General features: G+C 52.7%; 25 protein-coding genes. 11 read left to right on the plus strand and 14 right to left on the minus strand.

Annotated elements, in window-relative coordinates; genetic code table 11:
- Window positions 1–67 precede the first annotated feature (67 nt).
- Genes C5523_RS00575 through rfaQ form a run of 4 tightly spaced genes read right to left on the minus strand, consistent with a single transcriptional unit; the run spans window position 68 to window position 4,383 of the window.
- Window positions 68–1,057, minus strand: coding sequence for a glycosyltransferase (locus C5523_RS00575; RefSeq protein ID WP_079496895.1), 990 nt, complete (start codon window positions 1,055–1,057; stop codon window positions 68–70).
- A gap of 28 nt (window positions 1,058–1,085) precedes the next feature.
- Window positions 1,086–2,180: a glycosyltransferase gene (locus C5523_RS00580; RefSeq protein WP_108702271.1), complete on the minus strand. Its 1,095-nt coding sequence runs from the start codon at window positions 2,178–2,180 to the stop codon at window positions 1,086–1,088.
- 2 nt (window positions 2,181–2,182) lie between these two features.
- Window positions 2,183–3,310 (minus strand): glycosyltransferase family 4 protein, encoded by a 1,128-nt coding sequence (locus C5523_RS00585; RefSeq protein WP_108700448.1) that lies wholly within the window; start codon window positions 3,308–3,310, stop codon window positions 2,183–2,185.
- Complete coding sequence (gene rfaQ / locus C5523_RS00590; RefSeq protein ID WP_108700449.1) at window positions 3,307–4,383, minus strand: putative lipopolysaccharide heptosyltransferase III; 1,077 nt, start codon at window positions 4,381–4,383, stop codon at window positions 3,307–3,309. Before rfaQ ends, C5523_RS00585 begins: the two co-directional genes overlap by 4 nt.
- 110 nt (window positions 4,384–4,493) lie before the next feature.
- Here rfaQ and C5523_RS00595 point away from each other — a divergent pair, with 110 nt between their 5' ends.
- From C5523_RS00595 to C5523_RS00605, 3 genes are all read left to right on the plus strand, one after another.
- A complete protein-coding gene (locus tag C5523_RS00595; protein ID WP_039080123.1) occupies window positions 4,494–5,456 on the plus strand; it encodes a polysaccharide deacetylase family protein in 963 nt (320 codons plus the stop codon).
- 102 nt (window positions 5,457–5,558) lie between these two features.
- Window positions 5,559–6,647, plus strand: coding sequence for a glycosyltransferase (locus C5523_RS00600; RefSeq protein WP_039080124.1), 1,089 nt, complete (start codon window positions 5,559–5,561; stop codon window positions 6,645–6,647).
- Window positions 6,644–7,900 carry an O-antigen ligase gene (locus tag C5523_RS00605; protein ID WP_108700450.1) on the plus strand — a complete coding sequence of 419 codons (1,257 nt, stop codon included), beginning with the start codon at window positions 6,644–6,646 and terminating at the stop codon, window positions 7,898–7,900. The genes C5523_RS00600 and C5523_RS00605 overlap by 4 nt, the downstream gene beginning before the upstream one ends.
- A 27-nt stretch (window positions 7,901–7,927) precedes the next feature.
- Here C5523_RS00605 and C5523_RS00610 read toward each other — a convergent pair whose 3' ends face one another.
- From C5523_RS00610 to rfaD, 4 genes are all read right to left on the minus strand, one after another.
- Entirely contained in the window at window positions 7,928–9,025 is a 1,098-nt protein-coding gene (locus tag C5523_RS00610; protein ID WP_108700451.1) for a glycosyltransferase family 9 protein, read from the minus strand.
- 140 nt (window positions 9,026–9,165) lie between these two features.
- Window positions 9,166–10,140 (minus strand): lipopolysaccharide heptosyltransferase RfaC, encoded by a 975-nt coding sequence (gene rfaC / locus C5523_RS00615; protein ID WP_108700452.1) that lies wholly within the window; start codon window positions 10,138–10,140, stop codon window positions 9,166–9,168.
- A 3-nt stretch (window positions 10,141–10,143) separates the two neighbouring features.
- Entirely contained in the window at window positions 10,144–11,190 is a 1,047-nt protein-coding gene (gene rfaF / locus C5523_RS00620) for an ADP-heptose--LPS heptosyltransferase RfaF (protein WP_071195066.1), read from the minus strand.
- Window positions 11,191–11,306: 116 nt separating this feature from the next.
- On the minus strand, window positions 11,307–12,251 hold the full coding sequence (gene rfaD / locus C5523_RS00625) for an ADP-glyceromanno-heptose 6-epimerase (RefSeq protein ID WP_039080128.1): 945 nt from the start codon (window positions 12,249–12,251) through the stop codon (window positions 11,307–11,309).
- Window positions 12,252–12,467: 216 nt separating this feature from the next.
- On the opposite strand from rfaD, the gene kbl reads away from it, so the two are divergent.
- From kbl to C5523_RS00640, 3 genes are all read left to right on the plus strand, one after another.
- Window positions 12,468–13,664: a glycine C-acetyltransferase gene (gene kbl, locus C5523_RS00630; protein WP_039080129.1), complete on the plus strand. Its 1,197-nt coding sequence runs from the start codon at window positions 12,468–12,470 to the stop codon at window positions 13,662–13,664.
- A 9-nt stretch (window positions 13,665–13,673) separates the two neighbouring features.
- Window positions 13,674–14,699 carry an L-threonine 3-dehydrogenase gene (tdh, locus tag C5523_RS00635; RefSeq protein WP_108700453.1) on the plus strand — a complete coding sequence of 342 codons (1,026 nt, stop codon included), beginning with the start codon at window positions 13,674–13,676 and terminating at the stop codon, window positions 14,697–14,699.
- Between the two features lie 148 nt (window positions 14,700–14,847).
- Window positions 14,848–15,654 (plus strand): glycosyltransferase family 2 protein, encoded by an 807-nt coding sequence (locus tag C5523_RS00640; protein ID WP_107222641.1) that lies wholly within the window; start codon window positions 14,848–14,850, stop codon window positions 15,652–15,654.
- Here C5523_RS00640 and C5523_RS00645 read toward each other — a convergent pair.
- From C5523_RS00645 to gpmM, 3 genes are read right to left on the minus strand one after another with little or no spacing between them, the layout of a single operon-like run.
- Window positions 15,651–16,586, minus strand: a complete 936-nt coding sequence (locus C5523_RS00645; RefSeq protein ID WP_039080132.1) for a divergent polysaccharide deacetylase family protein — start codon at window positions 16,584–16,586, stop codon at window positions 15,651–15,653. The two genes, C5523_RS00640 and C5523_RS00645, sit on opposite strands and share 4 nt — an antisense overlap.
- A gap of 3 nt (window positions 16,587–16,589) precedes the next feature.
- Entirely contained in the window at window positions 16,590–17,855 is a 1,266-nt protein-coding gene (gene envC, locus C5523_RS00650) for a murein hydrolase activator EnvC (protein ID WP_039080133.1), read from the minus strand.
- A 9-nt stretch (window positions 17,856–17,864) separates the two neighbouring features.
- On the minus strand, window positions 17,865–19,409 hold the full coding sequence (gpmM, locus tag C5523_RS00655) for a 2,3-bisphosphoglycerate-independent phosphoglycerate mutase (protein ID WP_108702272.1): 1,545 nt from the start codon (window positions 19,407–19,409) through the stop codon (window positions 17,865–17,867).
- 245 nt (window positions 19,410–19,654) lie between these two features.
- Between gpmM and C5523_RS00660 the strand changes: the two genes are divergently transcribed.
- From C5523_RS00660 to cysE, 5 genes are all read left to right on the plus strand, one after another.
- The gene (locus tag C5523_RS00660) at window positions 19,655–20,086 is read left to right on the plus strand and encodes a rhodanese-like domain-containing protein (protein ID WP_039080265.1); all 432 of its coding nucleotides are present in this window, start codon (window positions 19,655–19,657) and stop codon (window positions 20,084–20,086) included.
- Between the two features lie 143 nt (window positions 20,087–20,229).
- Entirely contained in the window at window positions 20,230–20,481 is a 252-nt protein-coding gene (gene grxC, locus C5523_RS00665; protein ID WP_039080134.1) for a glutaredoxin 3, read from the plus strand.
- A gap of 96 nt (window positions 20,482–20,577) precedes the next feature.
- Window positions 20,578–21,045, plus strand: a complete 468-nt coding sequence (gene secB / locus C5523_RS00670; RefSeq protein WP_039080135.1) for a protein-export chaperone SecB — start codon at window positions 20,578–20,580, stop codon at window positions 21,043–21,045.
- Complete coding sequence (gene gpsA / locus C5523_RS00675) at window positions 21,045–22,064, plus strand: NAD(P)H-dependent glycerol-3-phosphate dehydrogenase (protein WP_039080136.1); 1,020 nt, start codon at window positions 21,045–21,047, stop codon at window positions 22,062–22,064. The genes secB and gpsA overlap by 1 nt, the downstream gene beginning before the upstream one ends.
- 181 nt (window positions 22,065–22,245) lie before the next feature.
- Entirely contained in the window at window positions 22,246–23,067 is an 822-nt protein-coding gene (gene cysE, locus C5523_RS00680; protein WP_047372612.1) for a serine O-acetyltransferase, read from the plus strand.
- Window positions 23,068–23,116: 49 nt separating this feature from the next.
- Here cysE and trmL read toward each other — a convergent pair whose 3' ends face one another.
- The 3 genes from trmL to lldR form a co-directional block, all read right to left on the minus strand.
- On the minus strand, window positions 23,117–23,590 hold the full coding sequence (trmL, locus tag C5523_RS00685) for a tRNA (uridine(34)/cytosine(34)/5-carboxymethylaminomethyluridine(34)-2'-O)-methyltransferase TrmL (RefSeq protein WP_039080138.1): 474 nt from the start codon (window positions 23,588–23,590) through the stop codon (window positions 23,117–23,119).
- A gap of 164 nt (window positions 23,591–23,754) precedes the next feature.
- Complete coding sequence (lldD, locus tag C5523_RS00690; RefSeq protein WP_039080139.1) at window positions 23,755–24,942, minus strand: FMN-dependent L-lactate dehydrogenase LldD; 1,188 nt, start codon at window positions 24,940–24,942, stop codon at window positions 23,755–23,757.
- Window positions 24,939–25,715, minus strand: coding sequence for a transcriptional regulator LldR (gene lldR / locus C5523_RS00695; protein ID WP_107222640.1), 777 nt, complete (start codon window positions 25,713–25,715; stop codon window positions 24,939–24,941). The genes lldD and lldR overlap by 4 nt, the downstream gene beginning before the upstream one ends.
- Between the last annotated feature and the right edge of the window lie 395 nt (window positions 25,716–26,110).

Below are 26,110 nucleotides of genomic sequence, written 5' to 3' on the forward strand. Positions count from 1 at the left end.
CCCGCTTAAAGCTATCTCTTTGGCGCATTGATACTGCGCCAGGGCTATAGCGGGAACGCGGCACACGCTATGCGACATCGCGGTATTTTTTAATCCGAAAATAACGGCGCCCCAGACGCCAGCGTAAACGCAATGAGCTGGCATTGGTCCAAATCAGCCGCCAGATTCCACGATCGAAAAACTCACTGATGATAATACGTTTTTTCGCTTCATCTTTCATTTCATCGAACGTATGAATAATGCCAAGTCCCTCTTTGGCGATTTGCCAGCGACAGGCGGAGATGTTACGCGCCTTATCCGGGTAACGCTTATTGATGGCGTCCAGCATCTCAAGAATTTTCATATAATGGCGCGCTGAGCGCATCAGCGTATCGTCATTGTCCGGCTTGTGCGACACCGATTCCGAATGAATGTAGTAGTCATAAAAGGATTCACTGGTGTACTGCACGCGTTCTGCAGCCAGCAGCACTTCCGTGGTCCAGGGAATATCCTGATGACGCAGCCCCGGTTCGAAATGAAAATTGTGCCGGGTAATAAATTCCCGGCGATAGATATTCAGCCAGGTGACGTGCAGAAATTTGCGCGAGTCGAGCGCGGTTTTCAGCCAGACGTGGCCCGGCAATACCGGTGTGGAAGATAAGCGCTCAGGTGGGAAAATAGGGTGGCTTTCACGGTTCTTTTCGTAAACATAGCGGCCATTACAGGTGGCAACATCAAGGTTGCCTTTTTCAGCCATGTCCAGCAGCGTGCGGAACATCCCAGGGTAGAGCTTGTCGTCAATATCCGGGAAGGTCAGATATTTACCTTTCGCAATGGCGAGGCCGGAATTTCGCGCGACGGAAACGCCCTGGTTTTCCTGCTGAATTAGCGTAACGTTTTGCATTCTGTCGCGCCAGGCATCGATAACGGCCAGGCTGTCATCGGTCGAACCATCGTTTACCAGGATCAGTTCATAGCTTTCAAGCTGCTGTTGTTCAATGCATTCAAAAAACTGTGCGAGAAATTTCCCGCCGTTATACACCGCGACCACGATGCTCAGTAAAGGGTTTTGACTCATAAAAGATCCGGTATCGGTAAGGGGCCTGTTACTCTTTGCCCAACTGGCGATATTGCTGACAGATTGTCTCCACGCTGAATTTTTCCAGCGCAGCCTGCTCAATAATCGGCGGATTAGTGTAAATGCTTTGCATCGCCTGAGCCAGCGCAGGGCTATTGAGGTCTGCAAGCCCTTGCGCCAGCGGGCCCGTCAGGATCTCCGGGATGCCGCCCGGACAACGGGTACTGGCAACGGGAGTGCCCAGAATCAGCGCTTCAATGACCACATTGCCCAGGCCTTCGCTATCGGAGCTGAGTACCAGCATCCGTGCCTGTTTCATCCATGAATGTGGGTTGCTCTGAAAACCTTTAAACAGCACGCGGTCGGCCACACCCAGCTTTTCAGCCAAGGCGCGCAAACGCTCTTCTTGCTCTGGTTTGCCCTGGCCGAGCATCACTAACGGCGCGGTGATGTGACTCAGCGCATAGGCTTCAATCAGGCGGTCCTGACGTTTTCCGGGATGCAGGCGCCCGACGTGGATAATGTAATCCTGCCCGGCCATCTCAAAGGGAGCCTCGGCGCTTGCGCGGATCGCGGCAATATCAAAAGGGTTATAGATGGTTTTCAGTTGTGCAGGCTGAATGGCGAATTGTTCGACCAGGTCCTGCCCTACGGCGCTGGAGACGCTAACGATATTACGCCCCTGGTAAACGCGTTTAATTTTCTGCTGTTTTAGCCAGCGGTCAAAGCCTGTCCGGTGGCCAAGATAAGAGGTTGAAAACACGCCATGCAGACAGAACCAGAGGTTGTGCGAGCGCAGCGTTTTACTGCGCGACACAATACGATCGGTTTTATGCAGGTTAGATAACACCAGGTCGAAACGACCAGACCGTTCGGCATCAACGACCGCATCGTCAAGCTGGCGCGCACGACGTGAAATCTCCGTCAGCTTACGCCAGGGCTTACGACATTTATCGGCGATAACCCGGTAATCCAGCCCCTCAGGCAGAGGGTATTCGCAGACGTCGCGCAGGGAAAAGAGTGATACCTCATCGCCCTGGCGTAAAAAAGTCTCTGCGAGCGTCAAAACGACTTTCTCGGCGCCGCCGCCCGGTAATCCATCAATGATAAACAGTATGCGCATGGTCATTTCACCAGCTTCTGGTAAAGGGCAAGTAATTGCGTCGACAGACGCCCGGCGGTGCAGGACAAAATACGCTCCCGGGCATGCAGGCCTTCGCTGGAGCCTAACGCGCGTGCGGGGAGCGCCATAACGGCGTCCTGCAATGCGGGAATATCCAGCGCATCGCATACGTAGCCATTCTGCCCCTGCACTATGAATTCCTGGCCGCCGCAGCCGGTCGTGGTGATGACCGGTAAACCGCAGGCCATTGCTTCCAGAATCACATTGGGGAACGGATCGTAAAGGGTTGGCAGCAGCAGACCATCCGCCATTTGATAGAACGGTAGCGTCTCTGTTTGCATGCCAAAGAAATGCACCCGACTGGCGCAATTGAGCGATGCCGCCAGAGATTCGTAGCGACGCTGGTCTTTATCTTTGCCAACGACGAAAAGATGGCGATCCGTAGGGGCAATAGCGCGAATGGCCGCATCCAGTCCCTTACGTTCAAAGCCCGAGCCGACATAGACCAGGCAGGTTGCCTGTAGCGGGATCCCGCGCGCTTGTCGCAGGGCTGCAAACGTCTCTTCATCCGGCGGCGTGAAACGCTGATTATCGATAGCGTTGTAAATCACGTGGATTTTTTCTGCCGGCAGGCCGAAATCCGCAATGATCTCCTGCTTTATCATCTCAGCGTTGCAAATGACGCCACGCAGATGGTCATGCAGGTACATCTCGCGTTCGGCATTCATCACATAGCGGTGATAGCGGTCAGCGAACAACAAGGCTTGTTTCCAGCCGGGGAGAATTCGCGCGCGTTGCTCCAGCCAGCGGCGGTGCACGCCATCACCAGCGCGATACAGGTCGCACCCTGGGATGCGCTCATGGCTTTGCACAAGATCGAACTGTTTGCTTTCCCAAAGCGCTCTGGCGGTATTGGCGAACCCGCGTTCGCGGCTGATGCGTCCCCATTTTCTGGGGTTACAGATATGAATGTGCCAGTCCGGTTTTACCGGCCCCTGCCACTCGCGGGTGATGACATTCAGTTCGAGATTGCTACTATCGAGCGCTTCCAGCGCGCGGGAGACAAAACGTTCCGCGCCGCCATCAGGGCGGTATTTCTGTCTGACCAGCGCCAGGCGAAATTTACTCATGCTAAAACCCTTCTTGCCGCGGCGATAACCTCTTCCTCAGGAATTAAATCCAGGTAGCGTTCATCAGTGCGGGTATCAATCGCATCCGGATCGGGAAGCGGGCCGTAATCGCCAGCCCAAATGACTTCGCCCTGAGCCTGCCAGGGACGCCAGAAGGTCAGTTTAGAGGGGCCAAACAAGGCAACCAGCGGCGTATTCAGCGCGGCGGCCATGTGCATCGGTACGGAATCGACGCCAATAAACAGGCGGGCGTGGTCAATCAGCGCACCGAGCTGGCGTAGCGTCAGTTTACCGGCCAGCGAGACCAGGCGTGCATCCGGGCAGCCTGCGATAATGGTATCGACCATCTGTTTTTCTTTGGCGTCCGGGCCAGAGGTGAGCACAACGGTGTATCCGTCAGCCGAGAGCGCGTTAATCACCGCGCTCATCCGATCCTCTCGCCAGCATTTAAAGAACCAGCGTGAGGTGGGTTGCACGACGATATAGCCCCCGGTTAATCCTTCTGGTAACAATGCTTTGCAGGTCTGCCAGTCCGCCTCGCTATAGCCCATTTTGGCCGGGGCATTTTGTACCTCTATGCCCAGCGGCGCCAGAATGGAGAGATTTTGCTGGACCGTATGCAGGCTGTTATGGGCCTGTGTGGAAGCCAGAACGGTATGGCAAAAACGCCAAATGGGGTGACGGCGTTTCGGGAAATCAAAGCCGATGCGCTGTGGGGCGCCGGTAAAGCGGGTGACGATAGCGCTGCGCCATTGGTCGGCCAGGTTCAGTACCAGGCCGTAATGTTGCTTGCGTAAAGTGCGCAGAAGCCCCCATTCCATCGCGATCAGGTGCCGCTGCCCCTGTTTTTTCCATTTTCGGTCAATGCCGTAAATGTGATGGATATCGGTGTTGGCGGCGAGCATATCCCGTGTCTCTTCATACAGCAAAACGTCGATTTTAGCGTCAGGATAGCGCTGGCGAAGTGTCTGAATCACGGGTGTAATCAGCAGCATATCGCCATGATGGCGTAGCTTTATCACTAAAATGCGCGCAGGCATTTTGCTGTCGAAAGGGCGGGTTTCGGGCGTCATACGGTCTTCTTAATCCGATCACAAGCCTCTGATTCTAGGTTATCAGATGCATTGAGAGAAGCGTTGTATTGCTCTACCATGACCGGATAACTAAGCCTGAGGACAAAGACGTGCAGAAACCGGCATTTCTTATCACGATCGATACAGAGGGTGACAACCTCTGGCAAAAAAATGACAGTATCACTACGGAAAATGCGAAATATTTGCCGCGTTTTCAGGCTGTGTGCGAAAAGTATGGTTTTAAACCGGTCTATCTGACTAACTACGAAATGGCCATCGACCCGTTTTTTATTGAGTTTGGCCAGGACGTGATTGCCCGGGGGACGGCAGAAATCGGCATGCATTTACATGCCTGGAATAGCCCGCCAGAGACGCCGCTGACCGATAACGACTGGCGCTACAAACCCTACCTCATTGAATATTCCGACGCACTGATGCGGGAAAAGGTCGATTTTATGACCAAACTCCTGCAGGACACCTTCCAGACCAAAATGCGCAGCCATCGTGCCGGTCGCTGGGCCTTTGATGAACGTTATGCGCGTCTGCTGATCGAATATGGCTACGAGGTGGACTGTTCCGTCACACCAAAAGTGAACTGGAAAACCGCGAAAGGGGCACCCCAGGGAACCGGGGGCACGGATTATCGCCAGTTCCCGTTGCAGGCCTATTTTCTTGATGAAAACGACATCAGTAAGCCCGGCAATTCGCCGCTGCTTGAGGTGCCAATGAGCATTCAGTTCAAGCACTCGGCGCTGATGAACAGTATCAAACAGGGCTACGACAAACTGCGCGGTAAATTGCGTTCGCCTTCTGTCCATTGGCTACGCCCGATGGGCGGCAATGTTGAGACGATGCAGCGGGTTGTGGAGCAGACGCTGGCGCAGGGCAACGACTACGTTGAGTACATGCTGCACTCGTCTGAATATATGCCGGGCGGGAGCCCGACGTTTAAGAATGAACAGGATATTGAGCGTCTGTACGATGACCTTGAGTCCTTCTTTACATGGCTGCAGCCGCGCGTTCAGGGAATGACTCTGGCGGACTATTATCAGCAGAAAACATCAAAAATATAAGACTTATGCCCCACTGCCGCGTTGTGGGACACTCATGGGATTTGACTGATTTACGTTAAGTCACCATGTTTATGATGATAGTAATTACTCAGAAGAATACTCATGATCGAAAAGAAAAAAATCCTCTTTATCGCTGAAATGCTGGCAGGAAGAGGAGGTATGGAAAATGTTACTCGGCAGGTCATATTGCAATTAAACGCCGATCCTGAGTATTCGGCAGGTCTTTTTCTTCTTGATAGCGATTGCGAATTTTCCGCTTCGTCCTGGCGTGAAGGTATTGTTTGGGGACAAAGCAAAAGGATCACTCGTAACCCAAAAATTACACGCTTGATGCATGCTGTCATGCTGGCGTTATTTATTGCGAAACATAAACCAGATCATGTCATTGCGATGAACACCATTCCATGTCTCATTGCCAGGCGCGCAATTACGCTTTCTCGTGTAAAGACAGTTTTATCCACCTGGATGCATTTGCCGCCCAATGGCAGATATCGGCCTCGTTACCTGATGCGTGCTGACCACCATTTCGCCATCAGTAGGGACATTGCAAATCAACTGGTCGCATTAGGGGCGGCGCCAGAGTCTATCGACGTGGTATTTAACCCCGTCAGAAAGGTGGCGACTGTGATTAAGCGGCCCGAGAGTTTGAAGATGTTATACCTCGGCCGCATCCATTTCACCGGGCAAAAGAATCTTAAAGACCTGCTTGATGCTGCGAGCAAATTAACAACCACCTGGTCTCTCGATATTCTGGGGGACGGTGAGGATTATGCTCGATGCCTGGCCTATGCCGACAGCCTGGGAATTGCACAGCACATTACCTGGCATGGCTGGCAGGACAACAGTTGGGATTACATTGAGAAAAATATTAAAGAGGTTACCTGCCTGGTGCTGACCTCCTCAATGGAAGGATTGCCACTGGTTCTGTTAGAGGCCATTGCTCGTGGTATTTATTGTGTATCTTCTGATTGTGTCAGTGGTCCTTCGGATATCATTAAAGACGGCATCAATGGGCAACTCTATGAGACGTACAATGTCGATGAGTTAGTGAGTATCCTTGATGCGCCTGATTTTTGTAAGACACTGCCGGATCAGGAGATTGTGAAAGACAGTATCCATGATTTTTATGAAGATGCCTATATGACGAATTTCAAAAATATATTGCAGCAACGTAAGCAAGGTACATTATGAAGAATGTATCAACAAGAAAGAATTACCCAGAATTAAGTGCTAATCTGTTTTTTATCATGCTGGTACTGTCATTATCTACTACCCTTTTTACTATTGGATTTTCTCAAAAAATATTTTATACGTTAGGTTATGTCTCTTTTTTCATTGTTTGCTATGCGTATTTTAAACGCCGTGAACTGTTTGCAGTCGTTACGCCAGTATTTCCCTTGATTTTGGCCTTACTGATAACTGGTGTCATTCGATATTGCTGGTTTGTTTATTCTAAGTCAGATACCTCAAATTTTAGTGAGTATGACCTTAATAATCTAAGGAATTATGATCTCAGTGGTAAACGCTTTATTTTGTCAGCGTTTATGATCGGTGCTGCATTGGTTTTATCTAAGTTTATTACAGCAAAAACCATTACAATTTGTAAAGTCATTCTTTTTGTGGCTATTGTTATAACTGCGGGTGTTGGCTGCTACGAATATTTTTATGTAACTCATGAGCGGATAAAATTAACGGCGGATGCAGCAAGCAGTTCATCGTATATGATTCTGATGGCTTATGCTTCTTATTTAGCGCTATCGAGGCAAACATCACAAGCCTTAGAGCATCTCTTTGACCTGTTTTATGCCGCGATCATTTTCGCGTTATTAATACTTTGTGAAACCCGGATTTCCGTTCTGGCATTTATTGTCGTGACAGTACTGTATCTCTTAATGAATGGCGATTTAAAAAGGTATGTAAAGGGTCGAACAATTATTATTGCTAGCTTTGTTTTAGCTCTCTTCATTATTGGTGTTACAAATCAGCGCTGGGCCGAAGGGATAAAAAATATTGAAGATTATCAAACAAATAGCTCAACATCGTTGGGGGCAAGGGTAGCAATTTGGGACAGTGGCATTCACTTTGCCAGCCATCATTTTCTTTTCAGTACGCCATATCAAAGGACGACATTTGCGCAGTCATATATTAAGGAACACCATCCAGGTAATCTGGAGGGATATACCAATGTCAGATACAACATGCACAATGAATTCCTTGAAATATTAACCTTGCAGGGTGTTTTGGGGTTGCTATTTTTTGCTTTGATTTATCTTTCCTATCTGCGAGTTGCGATAACCAAAAGAGTATTTACGTCAGCGGCGCTCCCACTATCCGTTATGTTTGTCTGCGGTCTGGCGGATTCCGTATTGATTAATGCTCAGACGGCTATGCTTTTCCTGATTTCGCTAACGTTATGCGCTATTTCTTTTAACAAGCAACGATAGTATGAGGGGGGAACCATCCCCCCTTAATTATGCATGACTATTCGTCGTATGCTTATGAAGCATATGTCCAACGGCATCGATAATGTCACTGACTTTAATGGTTGAAATGGGGTGATATTTGTCCTTAGTCATGATCTGAACGGCTGCATCATATCCCGGACCCCAAATATCATTGTTATGATATTTACCATGCATCTCGTTACCATATAATGCAACAAGCGGTTTATTATAGGTCGCAGCAATATGTACGATAGCGGTATCCGGCGATATGATCAGATCAGCATGGGCAATCAGAGCCATTGCGCTGTATAAAGTCGGGTGTGGATTTTTGTAAACCCCATCGGGTAACTCGATATCAAATCGCTTATTAGGATCAAAGTAGACTATATTATAATCAGGGTGTTTTTTACGTAGTTCAGAAAAAAGTTGCCGCACCTGTGTGACAGACATTTCTCTTTTAGCATCGGCAGCAAAAGGGTTAACGATAATATTTTTTGCATTAGGCAAGGTTTGTAGGAAAGCCGTTGTTTCGGTATTGATAACATCCGGATAGAACAGTTCGTAAGCTGTACTGGAGTGGCTAAAATTTAGCTCATCCATGAGCAAGGCGTAGCGATGAGTGATGTGTTCCTGATAACCCAGAAAGGCGATGGTTTTATTGTAGAGGTTATATTGTTCTTTATTAAAACCGAGAACGTTTTTCGCTTTAATTTTCTTTAAAAAATGGAAACTGGCGGGCGATATCTTATCACCCATATCGATCACCAGATCGTAATCCTCAGCCGCCAGTTCAGTCGTGATGTTTGGGTTATCATCGAAGTGTATTTTTCGGATGTGCGGATTGTGCTCAATCACCACAACATTACTGCGCGTTGCCAGAATATCAACCGTATAGCCGTTGGTCTTAAGCTCTCTGATCAGCGATGTTGAGACAATCATATCGCCAATCTTACCGTCGTTGCGCAGAAGCAGTACTTTACTGATCGCCCGCAAATCAAAGGGTCTTCTGACCGGTTCATCCCATATCCATTTTGCCATTCGCATGCGCAATGCTTTCATGAAATAGTTACGTTTCCGGTTCCATGCGCGTAGGGTCGCAAATTTTTTCTGCTTATGCGGTTTCATTATTTATTCCTGGATTTGAGCAATGTTCCTTAGGTGCAGGATTTACTGTGATGTCTGATGTGATACCGGGCCAGCAGACCACGACAATCTTATGCACAGATGCAGGTGGTGATAAAAGAGGAATAAGCATGCGTATTTTTCTAAAGGGAGTCGATATAGTGATCGTTTTTTAGAATTTCAAAAATACGATCTGCCGTGATTGCATCCATACTTCGTGTTGCGCTAGTCATCTCGCGCTGGTTTTTACCGTAACCGCCGATCAACCCTGGGTCTGTTGGCCCGTAGAGCGTCAAATTTGGGCGATCCAGTGCCGCCGTTAAATGACTCAGACCGGTATCGACGGAAACCACAAACTTTGCCCCGGCCAGTACCTGAGCAACATTCTCCAGGCTCATGCGTGGCAGGACATCAACGAAATCATAGCCCTCGGCAAGGCGTTTTGCCCGTGCCTCTTCATGCGGCGCGCCCCACGGAAGCTTAATACGCAGACCGCTGTTAGCCAGCAGGCCAATCAGCTCGCGCCAGTGGCTCTCAGGCCAGTGTTTATCATCACGCGTTGTGGCATGTAAAAAGACAGCATACGGCGCTTTCAGGCTGCTGCTATTGGGAAAATGGCGGGCAATGGCGTAATCACCCTGAGTTTGCGGTTTGTCGTAGCCCAGGCTTTTCGCGAACAGTTCACGGGTGCGTTCCACCGCATGCTGCTGCTTTGCAATGTGGTGACGACGGTTATAGAACAGGCTCGCCAGCGGTTCACGCGCGGTTTGCCAGTCCATCCCATGTTTGATGCCGTGGGCCAGACGTGTCACCAGCGCGGCGCTTTTTACCAGCCCTTGAGCATCGATGATAACGTCGTAATATTCGGCCTGCACGGCGTGACGAAATGCGCGACGCTCTGCTTTTACAGGCGCAGAAAACCACGCTTTACGCCAGCGGCGAATCGCCACGGGAATAACCCTGTCGACCGCATCATGCCACGACGGGATTTGCGCAAAGTTTTCTTCTACCACCCAGTCAAAGCGAATACCGGGAATGGCCCGCACCGCGTCAGTTAACGCGGGCAGGGTATGCAGTACATCACCCATTGAAGAGGTTTTAACGATAAGAACCCGCATGCGTTATCCTTCTTCATTCAGCAACAGCGTGTTTAGCTCGCTCAATACCTGCTGCGGGGTAATGTCGATCAGGCTCTGATGATAGCCTTCGGCGGCATCGCCTTTGCGTACTTTGTGGTAGCCGGTAATCAGGCGAATCACCCGCGCTTTGTGCGACAGCGGTGGCGTGAAATCCGGGCTGCTTGGCCCATAAAGTGCGACCAGCGGGCGATTGAGTGCTGCGGCAACATGCATCAGGCCAGAGTCATTGCTGACGACCGCTTTACAGGACGCGAGCAGAATGACCGCCTGTTCCAGTTGGGTTTCTCCAGCCAGATTACGGCACCAGGCCTGCTGTTCAACGCTTAGCGTCGCGAGAATCTGATTGCCTGCTTCATGATCTTTCGCCGAACCAAACAGCACAATTTGGAAGCCTTCATCAATTAGCTGTTTTGCCAGTTCCGCATAGTGATAGTGTGGCCAGCGCTTGGCCGGACCAAACTCAGCGCCGGGGCAAAAACCGATTAGCGGACGTTCTGCTGAGAGGCTAAAGGCAGCACAGGTCTGGCCTTTTTCGCTTTCAGTCACCTGTAACTGCGGCCACAACAGCGGTTGCGGCAAATCTTTCGCCGATGCCATCACGCCTTTATCGTAGGCCAATGCAACATAGCGTTCGACCATTAGCGGCCAGGCCTGCTTGTCCAAAACACGCACATCGTTCAGTAAGCCGTAGCGCATTTCGCCGCGCCAGCCGGTACGGTGAGGCACGTTGGCAAAGAACGGCACCAGCGCCGATTTAAAGGAGTTTGGCAGGACGTATGCCCGGTCATAGCGTTTTTCCCGCAGGCTGTGACCCAACTTACGGCGTTCGCCAAGTTCCAGCGCGCCGTGGCCCAGCGGCATCGGAATCGCCTCGTTGACTTCCGGCATCCGCGATAACAGCGGACGGCACCATGCGGGTGCCATCACGTCGATAATCGCCTGGGGGTAGCGCGCTTTGAGCGTGCGATAGAGACTTTGCGACATCATCATGTCGCCCACCCAGGACGGGCCGATCACCAATATTTTCATTCACTTCATCCTTCAAGCTGTCTCTGCGTTGGCTGCCTTTGTTCACCCCAGTCACATCGTTATTCTATGCTCCTGGGGACTCACTCAGTTGCCGTCTTGATACCGCTTTAATGATTTTATGAATGGGTGCCGTTATCGCGGTTCAGCCAGGCCATATATTCCGTTACGCCTTCGGCAACGGTTTTGAATGGCTTGTCATAGCCCGCGGCACGCAGGTTGGTTAAGTCAGCCTGGGTGAATGCCTGATAGCGGCCTTTCAGTTTATCCGGGAACGGAATGTATTCGATGCTGCCTTTTTTGTGGAACGCCAGCGTGGCATCGGCCACGGCCTGGAAAGATTCCGCACGGCCGGTCCCGAGGTTGAAAATACCGGATACGCCATTTTCCCAGAACCACAGGTTGACGGCAGCCACGTCGCCTACATAGACGAAGTCGCGTTTGAAGCTGTCGCTGCCTTCAAACAGTTTCGGGCTTTCGCCATTATTCAACTGGGTGTTGAGGTGGAACGCTACGCTCGCCATGCTGCCTTTGTGCCCTTCGCGCGGCCCGTAAACGTTGAAATAGCGGAAACCGACAACCGGAGAGTTGGCTTCCGGCAGGATCTGGCGCACATACTCATCGAACAGGAATTTAGAGTAACCATAGACATTCAGCGGTTTTTCATATTCACGGGATTCGATAAAGTCGCTGGTGCGCCCGCCGTAGGTCGCCGCAGAAGAGGCGTACAGGAACGGAATTTCACGTTCCAGACAGTAGTGCAGAACCTCTTTGGAGTACTGATAGTTATTATCCATCATGTACTTACCGTCCCACTCAGTGGTAGAGGAGCAGGCGCCTTCGTGGAAAATAGCCTCGATATCGCCGAATTCTTCACCCGCCATAATCTGGATAAGGAAGTCTTCTTTGTCCATGTAGTCGGCAATATCCAGATCCACCAGGTTCACAAACTTGGTGCCGTCTTTCAGATTGTCCACCACCAGAATGTCGGTGATGCCTTTATCATTCAGGGCTTTAACGATATTGCTGCCGATAAAACCCGCGCCGCCGGTAACGATAATCATAACTATGACCTTTGAATTGTGGAGCTCCGAGACTATCTCAGACACTAATGATTCTTATCATACCATCTCATTGCCAGCCCGACAGCCATTCACGGACAGGCCATAATCTTACACGTGATTTATGCTACAAAATGCGCAACAGGTGATGCGTCATCTCGTATCAACGTATAGCTTTGGGTAATATGTGCCGAAATTTGCCCAGTCTGGAGAATTGCGATGCGTGGGGATTTTTACAAGCAGTTAACGAGCGACCTGGAGACCGCACGTGCGGAAGGGTTGTTTAAAGAAGAACGCATTATCACGTCGGCCCAGCAAGCTGATATCACCGTGGCGAATGGAAGCCACGTCATTAACTTCTGCGCCAACAACTACCTCGGTCTGGCCAACCATCCTGAATTGATTGCCGCCGCGAAAGCGGGGATGGACAGCCACGGCTTTGGCATGGCTTCTGTACGTTTTATTTGCGGTACGCAGGACAGCCACAAAGAGCTTGAAAAGAAACTCGCTGAGTTCCTCGGTATGGAAGATGCGATCCTCTATTCCTCCTGCTTCGATGCAAACGGCGGTCTGTTCGAAACCCTGCTGGGCGCAGAAGACGCCATTATCTCTGATGCCCTGAACCATGCCTCGATCATCGACGGCGTGCGTCTGTGTAAAGCGAAGCGTTTCCGCTACGCCAACAACGATATGCAGGAGCTGGAAGCGCGTCTGAAAGAGGCCCGCGAAGCCGGTGCCCGCCATGTGCTGATTGCCACCGACGGCGTCTTCTCGATGGACGGCGTGATTGCCAACCTGAAAGGTGTCTGCGACCTGGCAGATAAGTACGATGCGCTGGTAATGGTTGATGACTCCCACGCGGTGGGGTTTGTTGGTGATAACGGTCGTGGCTCGCACGAGTACTGCGACGTCATGGGCCGTGTGGACATCATTACCGGTACGCTGGGTAAAGCGCTCGGCGGCGCGTCTGGCGGTTATACCGCAGCGCGTAAAGAGGTCGTTGAGTGGCTGCGTCAGCGCTCACGCCCGTATCTGTTCTCCAACTCTCTGGCCCCGGCGATCGTCGCTGCCTCCATTAAGGTGCTGGAGATGGTTGAAGCGGGAAGCGAGCTGCGTGACCGTCTGTGGTCTAACGCGCGTCTGTTCCGTGAAAAGATGAGTGCCGCAGGCTTTACCCTGGCGGGCGCCGATCACGCCATCATTCCGGTAATGCTCGGTGATGCGGTAGTGGCGCAGAACTTTGCCCGCGAGCTGCAAAAAGAGGGGATTTACGTGACGGGCTTCTTCTTCCCGGTTGTGCCAAAAGGCCAGGCGCGTATTCGCACCCAAATGTCTGCTGCTCATACCCCTGAGCAAATCGAACGTGCGGTGGCTGCCTTTACCCGCATCGGTAAACAACTGGGCGTCATCGCCTGAGGACGTAAGATGAAAGCGCTATCTAAGCTGAAAGCGGAAGAAGGCATCTGGATGAACGATGTTCCGGCCCCGGAAGTCGGACATAACGACCTGCTGATTAAAATTCGCAAAACGGCTATTTGCGGTACTGATGTGCATATCTATAACTGGGACGAATGGTCGCAAAAAACGATCCCGGTACCGATGGTGGTTGGGCACGAGTACGTGGGTGAAGTGGTTGGCATCGGCCAGGAAGTGAAAGGCTTTAACATCGGCGACCGCGTTTCCGGTGAAGGCCACATTACCTGCGGCCATTGCCGTAACTGCCGCGCTGGCCGCACGCACTTATGCCGCAACACCGTGGGTGTTGGCGTCAACCGTCCGGGTTGTTTTGCAGAATACCTGGTTATTCCTGCCTTTAACGCTTTCAAAATCCCGGACAACATTTCCGACGACCTGGCCTCTATTTTCGATCCGTTCGGCAACGCGGTCCACACCGCGCTCTCCTTCGACCTGGTTGGGGAAGATGTGCTGGTTTCCGGCGCTGGCCCGATTGGTATTATGGCGGCAGAGGTGGCAAAACACGTTGGCGCGCGCCATGTGGTTATCACTGACGTGAATGAATACCGTCTGGATCTGGCGCGTAAAATGGGTGTTACCCGTGCGGTCAACGTAGCGAAAGAGAACCTCTCCGATGTGATGGCAGAGCTGGGAATGACCGAAGGTTTTGATGTCGGTCTGGAAATGTCCGGCGCGCCGCCAGCCTTCCGTACCATGCTTGATACCATGAACCACGGCGGTCGTATTGCGATGCTGGGCATTCCGCCGTCTGATATGGCTATCGACTGGAATAAAGTGATCTTCAAGGGCCTCTTTATTAAAGGTATCTATGGCCGTGAAATGTTTGAAACCTGGTACAAAATGGCGGCATTAATCCAGTCCGGACTGGATTTGTCGCCTATTATCACCCACCGTTTCGGCATTGATGACTTCCAGAAAGGTTTTGATGCTATGCGTTCTGGTCAGTCAGGTAAGGTAATCCTTAGCTGGAACTAAAAATAAAGACGCCTGCGGGCGTCTTTCTCTTATCCTTTTCCTGTTTTCAACCTTACATCGCACTAAAGGCACAATTTCCGTAACAGTGTTCTACATTAGAAAGTAGAGTTCGTTGACGATCCGTTTAACCTTTTCAGTGCGGCTAATTATGTTCAAACTTTCGGTGTGTCTGTTAACCTGCAATTCCGCTCGCTTATTACGGGACGTTCTCCCGCCACTGCTTAAAATCGCGGATGATTTTGTGGTTCTGGATTCCGGTAGTACAGACGAGACGCTGGATATTTGTCGGGAATATGATCTTCATGTTCATTATCATCCCTATGCGATGCATGGCGCGCAGATGAATCACGCAACCAGCCTGGCTGCGCATGACTGGGTGCTCTGTATGGATAGCGATGAAATCCTTGATGAGCAGACGGTAAACTTTATTTTGCAGCTAAAAGCAGGTGAAGAGCCAGGTGCTGACCAGGCATGGCGTTTGCCGCGTTACTGGTATGTGCTGGGTGAACAAACCCGCACGATATATCCTGTCTCCTCCCCTGATTTCCCCGTGCGTTTATATAACCGCCGCACGGCGCGTTTTAACAATCGTGCAGTTGATGATCAGGTGGAAGGTTATTCGGCATCGACAAAAATACCAGGACATGTGCGTCACGATACGTTTTATTCGCTGCATGAAGTATTCAGTAAACTTAATAGTTACACCACGCGACTGGTGAAATATCAGAAAGTCCGCCCCTCCATTGGCCGTGGAATTATTAGCGCCATCGGTGCGTTCTTTAAATGGTATTTATTTAGCGGCGCATGGCGTAACGGCAAAGTGGGCGCGGTGACAGGTTTATATGCCACCTTGTACAGTTTTCTTAAATATTTCAAAGCCTGGTATGCCCACAATGGCCACAACGATGAAAAAAACGCTGTGGCAGAAGAAAAGAAAAACACCCGTACGGTTTAGGGGTGTTTTTTACCCCAGCCTTGCCACTCATTCGTGACATATTTCACCAGCGTACTCTCACTGATGCTGTCCTTCACGACCGTAAAGAAATAGCTGGCATAAACGGGCTGCGGTTTATGCGGCGCTTTGCACAACTTCACGCCCCGGAACGGGTTACGCGGTGGCTGATTGCGTGGCGGCACCTGGCCCGGCGTTGAGGTATCCGTTTGCGGTTCATTCAGCAGGCTTCCTGCGCGAACCAGGGTGATATCCGCAGGCAGGTTGTAAAGCATCTGTTGCAGCACACGTACTGTGGTTGGGTGCGGGTGGCCGATAGCGATGGCTGAACCGCTACGACGTGCCTGATCGACGGCACGATTAAACTGAAAGCGAATATCGCTCTCGTTTTGCGTGTCATCAAGAAACACTTTACGTTTGATGACCTTCACGCCCGTACCGCTTGCGGCGCGCATCGCCTGGCTGTTGCCGATGGTCATGCTGTCCAGAAAGTAGAGATCGTAATGCCCCAGAACCTGCATCACCTTCTGCATGCCAAACAGGCTGGAGGTCATGGCACTGCCCATATGGTTGTTTAACCCGGTGGCATACGGCACTTTGCTGACCGCATCGCTGATGATGCGCTCAATCTCCGCGCTGCTCATATCCGGGCGCAGGGTATCTTTTTCCAGTGGCTGTTTGCTGAGCGGCGCCATGGGCAGATGGATCAGCACCTCATGCCCGGCATTATGGGCTTTGGTGGCCATCTCTTTTGCGTGTGGCGCGTTTGGCAGCACGGCAACGGTGACCGCCGCAGGCATGGCAATAACCTGATTTTCGGTCTGTGGACGATAACCGAAATCATCAATAACAATGGCGAGTTTGCCGGCAAACGCTGGCACAGAAAAAGCCAGCATGCTGGCAGCGACAACAACAACGCGACGAAATTGAAGCAAAACTTATCTTCCCAACCACGGCTGTGGATTGACCGCCTGACCCTGGCGGCGAATTTCGAAATAAAGTGAAGGTCTACCCTGACCGCCACTGCTCCCGACAAGGGCTATCGGCTGACCGGCGCGGACTTGCGCGCCTACGCTCACCAGCGCGCTCTGGTTGTAGCCGTACAAACTCATATCGCCTTTGCCGTGTTCAACCACGACCACCAGGCCATATCCCTGCAGCCAGTCGGCGAGGATCACCCGCCCGTCGGCCACGGCTTTGACTTCGCTACCCTCAGACGCACCGATAACAATCCCTTTCCAACGTAGCTCACCCTGCAGTTGTTCGCCATAACGATGTAGCAACGGACCGCGAACAGGCCAGTAAGCCTGGCCGGATGGCGCGCCCAGCCCACCTGTACGGGACATCAGTGAACGTTCGCCTTCGGTCGGTTTGTAGGTGGTGCCTTTACGGGATGCATCCTGCTGTTTTTCACGCACGGCCTGCGCTTCGCGAGCTTCACGCTCGGCGCGGGCTTTGGCTGCGGCTTCGGCACGGGCCAGACGATCGCGCAAACGGGATTCGTTCGCCCGCAGTTCGCCTAACTGCTGCTGCCCTTCCTGAATAGATGACTCCAGCCCGGCGAGCGTTTTCTTACGCTCGTTGCGTGCTTGTTCAAGCTTCGCCTGCTGTGCTTTTTGTTCGTACATCAGCGTTTGCTGCTGACTCTGCTTCTCTTCCAGCTCCGCTTTTTGCGTGGCAACCTCTTCGCGCGTTTGCTTGAGTTGCGCGATGGTCTCCTGCCTGGCCTGGTTGAGATAGCCGAAGTAGGCCTGCAGACGTTGCCCGCGTTGGGTTTCTTCCCCGCTGAGAATCAACTGAACCCCAGTATGTTGACCCTGGCGGAACGCGGCATCCAACTGGGCGGCCAGGTTATGCTCTTGTGTCGCCTTCTGTTTTTCCAGTTTGGCGATAGATGCGTTCATGGCATCGATTTGCTTATTGAGCTGGGCGAGAGTGTTCTGCGTTTCGCGCAACTGACGTGTGGCTGCGGAGATGGCGACTTCTTGCTCTTTGAGTTGCGCAAGCAGGCCGGAACGCTGCTGTTGCTGCTGGCGTACGTCGCGTTCTTTTGCGGCGATATCCGCCTGAATGGATTTTAACTGGTCGCGGTCATCCGCGTGGGCAGAAAAGGCGCACAACAATGCGCCAGCGCTAAAAGCGCTGGCGCAAAGCAAAGGCCTGACTGCGGCCAATGTGACAGAAAAAATCGCCTTTCCCCTCATGGGGAGCGATTATTCCACGATGAACAGCGGCTTACCAGTCATCTCTTTCGGGATTTCCATGCCCATCAGGGTCAGCATGGTCGGTGCGATATCGGAAAGTTTGCCACCTTCGACCGCTTTCAGCGCTTTATCGCCAACGTAAATCAGCGGGACTGGCAGGTTGGTATGGGCAGTGTGCGCCTGGCCGGTTGCCGGGTCACGCATCTGCTCAGCGTTACCGTGGTCAGCGGTGATCAGCAACTGACCGCCAACGGATTCCACCGCTTTGGTTACCTGCTCAACACAGTGGTCCAGCACTTCAACTGCCTTGATTGCCGCTTCCATCACACCGGTATGGCCGACCATGTCGCCGTTCGGGTAGTTACAGATGATGGTGTCGTACTTACCGCTGGTGATAGCGCCAACCAGTTTTTCTGTCAGCTCTGCGGAGCTCATTTCCGGCTGCAGATCGTAGGTCGCCACTTTCGGAGAGTTAATCAGAATACGATCTTCGCCCGGGAACGGCTCTTCAACGCCGCCGTTGAAGAAGAACGTCACGTGAGCATATTTTTCCGTTTCAGAGATACGCAACTGCGTTTTGTCTTTCTTCGCCATCCATTCGCCGAAGGTGTTCGCCAGGGAGGCAGGCGGGTATGCAACGGCGGTTTTGATGTCTGCGGCATATTCGGTCAGCATGACAAAATCGAGGTTCACTACTTTCTTACGGGCGAAACCGTCGAAATCGCTGTTAACAAATGCACGGGTGATTTCACGGGCGCGGTCTGCGCGGAAGTTCATGAAAATCAGCGCGTCGCCGTCTTCCATTGCCGCATCGGGCTGGCCTTCGGCGCGGATCACGGTGGCTTTCACGAATTCGTCGTTTTCGTCACGTGCATAGGCAGCAGCCAGGCCTTCAACCGCGGTCGCGAACTGGAATTCACCTTTTGCCAGCGTCATCAGGTCATAGGCTTGTTCAACACGGTCCCAGCGGTTATCGCGGTCCATGGCGTAGTAACGGCCAATGATAGATGCCACCCGGCCTTTGCCCAGGGCGGCAAACTTGTCTTCAAAACGTTTCAGTGAGGAGTCAGCGCTACGCGGCGGCGTATCGCGACCATCCAGGAATGCATGCAGGTAGATTTTTTCCGCACCGCGCTCAGCGGCCAGCTCTACCATGGCCAGGATGTGATCTTCATGGCTGTGAACGCCACCGGCAGACAGCAGACCCATGATATGAACGGCTTTGCCCGCAGCAACGGCTTTATCCACCGCGCCCGCCAGTACCGGGTTGGTGAAGAAGGTACGCTCTTTGATTTCAACATCCAGACGGGTCAAATCCTGATACACGATGCGGCCAGCACCAAGGTTGACGTGACCCACTTCGGAGTTACCCATCTGGCGATCCGGCAGGCCGACTTCCAGACCAGAAGCGTCAATCAGAGTATGTGGACGTTTGGCCCACAATGCGTCCATAACGGGAGTTTTTGCGCTGTAAATTGCGTTATCCTGCTGCTCTTCACGGTAGCCATAGCCATCCAGGATCACCAGTACCATAGGTTTTTTAGAAACCAACATTGCGACAACCTCATGCTCAAAGACGAAAAATTTGCGTAATTTTACTACAGCTGAATCGATAAAATAGCCGCAGAAGATCAAAGAATACCGCCGCAGGAGGTGAGGATTTCACGGCGTTGATGAATTTTTTTCGTAACAGTCCGCAGAAAATGCATTCCATTACGCTCGCTGGCTGTATTTGCTACACCGCACAGGTATACTCCTTTCCTGGTTTTTACTCACTGATTCGGGAGCTGTTACCCCCCATGCAAGAAATTATGCAATTTGTTAGTCGCCACCCCGTACTTTGCCTCGCCTGGGTTGTATTACTGGGGGCGGTGCTGTTCATGACGTTCAAAGGCCTCGCATCGAAAGTGAAAGTGATCACTCGTGGTGAAGCGACGCGTCTGATCAACAAAGAAGATGCTGTTATCGTGGACTTGCGCCAGCGCGATGATTTCCGAAAAGGTCACATCGCAGGCTCAGTGAATTTGCTGCCAACCGAAATCAAGGCCAATAATGTAGGTGAGCTTGAGAAACATAAAAGCAAACCGGTTATCGTCGTGGACGGCTCCGGGATGCAGGCTCAGGAACCTGCAAACGCACTGATCAAAGCCGGTTTCGAGCAAGTTTTCGTGCTCAAAGAAGGCATCGCAGGCTGGAGCGGTGAGAATCTTCCGCTGGTACGCGGTAAGTAATTTACCCGTCGTCTTTCATGCCGCAGGGGCGTTGGCTGCAATTATTCAACCTGGTCACTTACTGAGGTAAGCTCCTGGGATTCATAATTTTGCCGCCTTCCTGCAATATGAAATCCATTGGGTGAAACAACTGGAGCAAAGTCATGGCCAATATTGAGATCTACACCAAAGCAACCTGCCCGTTTTGCCATCGCGCAAAAGCGCTACTGAGCAGCAAAGGCGTTTCTTTTGAAGAACTGCCGATCGATGGCGACGCGGTGAAACGCGAAGAGATGATTAAGCGTAGTGGCCGTACGACGGTACCGCAGATTTTTATTGATGCACAGCACATTGGCGGCTGTGATGATTTATATGCGCTGGACGCGCGCGGTGGGCTCGATCCCCTGTTGCGTTAATGCATAGAAGAAGTGATTCACGTTGCGTCAAGGCCGACAAACAGAGGCAGCCTGAAGAATAAAGCGTATTAAGGACAACACTTAAGGGTTTTAGACATGTCTGAACAAAACAACACGGAAATGACTTTCCAGATTCAACGCATCTACACTAAAGATATCTCTTTCGAAGCACCGAATGCTCCGCATGTGTTTCAGAAAGACTGGCAGCCGGAAGTGAAACTGGATCTGGATACTGCATCCACTCAGCTGGCTGAAGGCGTTTATGAAGTGGTACTGCGTGTTACCGTTACCGCTTCCCTGGGTGAAGAAACGGGCTTCCTGTGCGAAGTACAGCAAGGCGGTATCTTCTCCATTGACGGTATCGATGGTAACCAACTGGCGCATTGCCTCGGTGCGTATTGCCCGAACATTCTGTTCCCTTACGCGCGTGAGTGCATCACCAGCCTGGTTTCCCGCGGTACTTTCCCGCAACTGAACCTTGCGCCGGTGAACTTTGATGCGCTGTTCATGAACTATCTGCAGCAGCAGGCTGGCGAAGGTGCTGAACAACATCAGGATGCCTGATGAACGCACGCAATGCTGAAATGACTGTGATCGGTGCCGGCTCTTACGGCACCGCTCTTGCCATCACACTGGCAAGAAATGGCCACCAGGTTGTTCTTTGGGGCCATGACCCGAAACATATTGCGACCTTACAGCATGACCGTTGTAACGCCGCTTTCCTTCCTGATGTCCCTTTTCCTGATACGCTTGCGCTGGAAAGCGATCTCGCTTGTGCTCTGGCGGCCAGCCGTAACATTCTCGTGGTTGTGCCAAGCCACGTGTTTGGCACTGTTTTACAGCAGATTAAACCGCTGATGCGCAGCGATGCGCGCATTGTCTGGGCCACCAAAGGTCTGGAAGCTGAGACGGGGCGCCTGTTGCAGGACGTGGCGCGTGAAGTGCTGGGCGATGAGATTCCTCTGGCGGTTATCTCCGGGCCGACCTTTGCGAAGGAGCTGGCGGCAGGGTTGCCAACGGCGATTTCTCTGGCGTCGACTGACCCGGTGTTTGCCGATGATCTCCAGCAATTGCTGCACTGTGGTAAAAGCTTCCGTGTCTACAGCAATCCGGATTTCATTGGCGTGCAGCTTGGCGGCGCGGTGAAAAACGTCATTGCGATTGGCGCAGGCATGTCGGACGGCATCGGTTTTGGCGCTAACGCCCGAACAGCGCTTATCACCCGTGGTTTGACCGAAATGTCACGTCTGGGCGCGGCGCTGGGTGCCGATCCTGCCACCTTTATGGGCATGGCGGGTTTAGGGGATTTGGTGCTGACCTGTACCGATAATCAGTCGCGCAACCGTCGTTTTGGTATGGCGCTGGGGCAGGGGATGGACGTGCAAACGGCGCAGGACCAGATTGGTCAGGTTGTCGAGGGCTACCGCAATACCAAAGAAGTTCGCGCTCTGGCGCATCGGTTTGGTGTCGAAATGCCAATAACCGAGGAAATTTATCAGGTATTGTATTGCGGAAAAAATGCGCGCGAGGCAGCATTGACCTTATTAGGTCGTGCGCGCAAGGACGAGCGCAGTAGTATTTAGCACATACGTCATCCTTCATGCTGCCTGGTTGTTGGCTTCGGCTGCGTACCTCAGTCATTTACTTATGTAAGCGTCTGGGGTTTCCAGCCTCGTCGTCGCGACACAGTAAGAATGATTTTGTGTTTATGTCCTCAGCCAGTTAAGCAGTGACTGGCTGAACTTATTACGTCTGGAGTAAGCAATGCCGTGTGAAGAACTGGATATCGTCTGGAATAATATTAAAGCCGAAGCCCGGGCGCTGGCGGACTGTGAGCCAATGCTGGCCAGTTTTTACCACGCAACGTTACTCAAGCATGAAAACCTGGGCAGCGCGCTAAGCTATATGCTGGCAAATAAGCTGGCATCACCGATTATGCCTGCCATCGCCATTCGTGAAGTGGTCGAGGAAGCCTATGCGGCTGACCCGGAGATGATCGCCTCAGCGGCCTGCGACATTCAGGCGGTGCGCACCCGCGATCCGGCGGTGGATAAATACTCTACGCCGCTTTTGTATCTGAAAGGTTTTCACGCGCTACAGGCGTACCGCATCGGCCACTGGCTGTGGAACCAGGGACGCCGCGCGTTGGCCATTTTCCTGCAAAATCAGGTCTCCGTATCGTTCCAGGTTGATATCCACCCGGCGGCTAAAATCGGGCGTGGCATCATGCTCGACCATGCTACAGGCATTGTGGTGGGTGAAACCGCGGTGATTGAAGATGACGTGTCGATTCTGCAGTCGGTGACGCTGGGCGGGACTGGCAAAACCAGCGGCGACCGTCACCCGAAAATCCGTGAAGGGGTAATGATTGGCGCCGGGGCGAAAATCCTCGGCAATATCGAAGTTGGCCGCGGTGCGAAAATCGGCGCAGGCTCCGTGGTGTTGCAACCTGTACCGCCGCACACCACCGCCGCAGGCGTTCCGGCGCGCATTGTCGGCAAGCCGGAATCAGACAAACCCGCGATGGATATGGATCAGCATTTTAATGGGATTAACCACGGGTTTGAGTACGGCGACGGGATTTGATTGAGTGCCCGGAGGCGATGCTACGCGCCGCCTCCGGGAGAGCGCTGATTCAGCTTCGCAATACCGCGCCAGCATATCCTAACTGGCGCCAGGCTTCATACACCACTACCGACACCGCGTTAGACAGGTTCATGCTGCGGCTGTCCGGCATCATCGGAATACGGATTTTTTGTCCTGAAGGTAGCGCGTCCAGAATCGACATCGGTAATCCGCGCGTTTCCGGGCCAAACATCAGATAATCGCCGTCCTGATAACTCACCGCGCTGTGTGCTGGCGTTCCTTTGGTGGTGAGAGCAAACAGACGTTCCGGCTTTTCGGCCTCAACAAACGCGGCATAATCATGGTGACGCTTCACGGCGGCAAACTCATGGTAATCCAGCCCGGCACGGCGCAGGCGCTTATCATCCCAGGTAAATCCCATGGGCTCGATAATGTGCAGGCGAAAGCCGGTGTTAGCGCATAAGCGGATGATGTTCCCGGTATTCGGTGGTATTTCTGGCTCGAATAAAACGATATTTAACATGCTGCCCCCTTGATAGCGGGGGGAGCATAGCAGAATTTTGCCCTCACCCTAACCCTCTCCCTGTGGCAGAGGGAACTTTCCCTCTGCCCGGTGTGAGACTGGGTGCTTTTTTCTCCCTCTCCCTGTGGGAGAGGGCCGGGGTGAGGGCATCAGGCAGCTCTTATTTAAGCCGCATCCCCCTGCGACAACGGTGCCAGCGCCGCCGGGATCTTATTCAGCTCCTGCACCAGCGAGTCTTTGCTGATTTCGCTGATGGATTTCGCGCCGGTCAGGGTCATCGCCACCCGCATCTCTTTTTCGATCAGATTCAGCAGGTTTGTCACCCCGGCGCGGCCATGTGTCGCCAGCGCGTAAAGATAAGCGCGGCCCAGCAGCACCGTATCTGCGCCAAGCGCAATCATCCGCACCACGTCCAGCCCGTTGCGAATACCGCTGTCCGCCAGAATTGCGATATCGCCTTTCACCGCATCGGCAATGGCGGGCAATGCTCGCGCGGAAGAGAGCACGCCATCAAGCTGACGCCCGCCGTGGTTCGACACCACAATCCCGTCTGCGCCAAAGCGCACCGCGTCCCGCGCATCTTCGGGATCGAGGATCCCCTTGATCACCATCGGGCCATCCCAAAACTCGCGGATCCATTCAAGGTCTTTCCAGGATATAGAGGGATCGAAATTGTTGGCCAGCCAGCCGATATAATCTTCAAGCCCGGTGGGTTTACCCAGGTAGGTCGAGATATTGCCTAAATCGTGCGGTCTGCCATGCAGACCCACATCCCACGCCCATTGTGGATGCGTTACTGCCTGCCAGTAGCGGCGCAATGCGGCGTTTTGTCCACTCATGCCGGAATGGGCATCGCGGTATCGCGCCCCGGGTGTGGGCATATCAACAGTAAAGACCAGCGTGGAACACCCCGCCGCTTTGGCGCGCTCCAGGGCGTTGCGCATAAATCCACGGTCGCGCAGAACATACAACTGAAACCACATCGGGCGCTTAATGGTCGGTGCTACCTCTTCAATCGGACAAACAGATACGGTCGATAAGGTAAACGGTATGCCTTTCGCATCCGCCGCGCCTGCCGCCTGGACTTCCCCCCGCCGCGCGTACATGCCGCATAATCCCACCGGGGCGAGCGCAACTGGCATAGACAGTTTCTCGCCAAAGAGGGTGGTCTCCGTGCTCAGCGCTGACATGTTTTTCAGCACCCGCTGGCGTAGAGCAACCTGACCCAAATCCTCCACGTTCCGACGCAGCGTGTATTCTGCATAGGCACCACCGTCAATGTAGTGGAACAGGAAGGGGGGCAGTATGCGTTGGGCGGCAGCGCGGTAGTCGCTGGCGGCGGAAATGATCATGCTGGGTCTCCAAAAGAATGCGGATGCCGTTCATTGGGCAGGCGAGTGATGCGCGCGCTGCGCGCCTGGTCTTCATCAAACTGACGAATCGTGGTGTGAACAAAACCAAGGTGCGCCATCATCGCTTCGCGGGCGCCATCGGCATCTCCGGCAAAAATGGCGTCCATAATTTCACGGTGCTGCACGGTGAGCTGCGTAAAGACCGGGGGAACCTGGTACATGCGCTGGCGGCTCTGTTTCACCGAGCTTTGCAGCAGGTCGAAAAAGCCGCGCATGGTTTGCAGCAGTACGATATTGTGCGACGCTTCGGCAATTGCCAGGTGAAAGCGGACGTCCGCTTGTGACGCAAGATCCGGGTCCTCGGCCAGGGTGGCCTCAAAGCACAGACGAATTTTTTCTTTCTCGATGGGTGTGGCGCGTAAGGCTGCATGCCAGGCGGTGCTGCCTTCAATGGCATGGCGCGCTTCAAGGATATCGAAGCTGTAATCCGGGTCATCTTCAAGCAGCGTTTTTAACGGCTGCACAATGTTCTGTTCCGACCATGCCTCATGCTGCCAGCGCACGAACGTGCCGCCGCCGTGGCGACTCAGCAAAACGCCTTCGCTGATCAGTTTTGCGATGGCTTCGCGCAGAGAGTTGCGCGACACGCCGAGTTGCAGGGCGAGCTGGCGCTCAGAGGGCAAACGCATGCCCGCCTCAAGCCCTTTTTCACGAATAAGCGTTCTGATTCGCCGGGCAACATCCTCAGAAAGCCGTTCAGCAATCGCGGTCATGGTCTGCTCCGTGTCAGTCAAATTCGGGGGAAAGTGGTACTGCCAGTTAGCGGCAGCACAATGCCATTAGCACAAGGTTAATTGGCTGTTTTGTAATGGCAATGTTAATTTTATGTGATTTTGCGGGGTGTGAAGTGACGCGCATAAATGCGTGAAGTGGTAGGGCCACTTGAAATCCATTCCATCAGGCTCTCTTGCTTGTCAGTTTGAACCTGGGTAGTGCTCAAACAAAACGCAGAGCGTTTTGAACGCCCTCAGGCGGTCCCGTAGGGATAAGCGAAGCGCAGAATCCTCACGTGCTCCGTGTACGCTCCGGTTTTTCCGCGCAGTCCAGGCTTAAACTTCCTGCGCCGATTACGCCTGATAGGATGGATTTTTATGCAGAAAAAGGGCTC

Source organism: Phytobacter sp. SCO41 (assembly GCF_003073275.1).
GTDB classification, from domain to species: domain Bacteria; phylum Pseudomonadota; class Gammaproteobacteria; order Enterobacterales; family Enterobacteriaceae; genus Phytobacter; species Phytobacter diazotrophicus.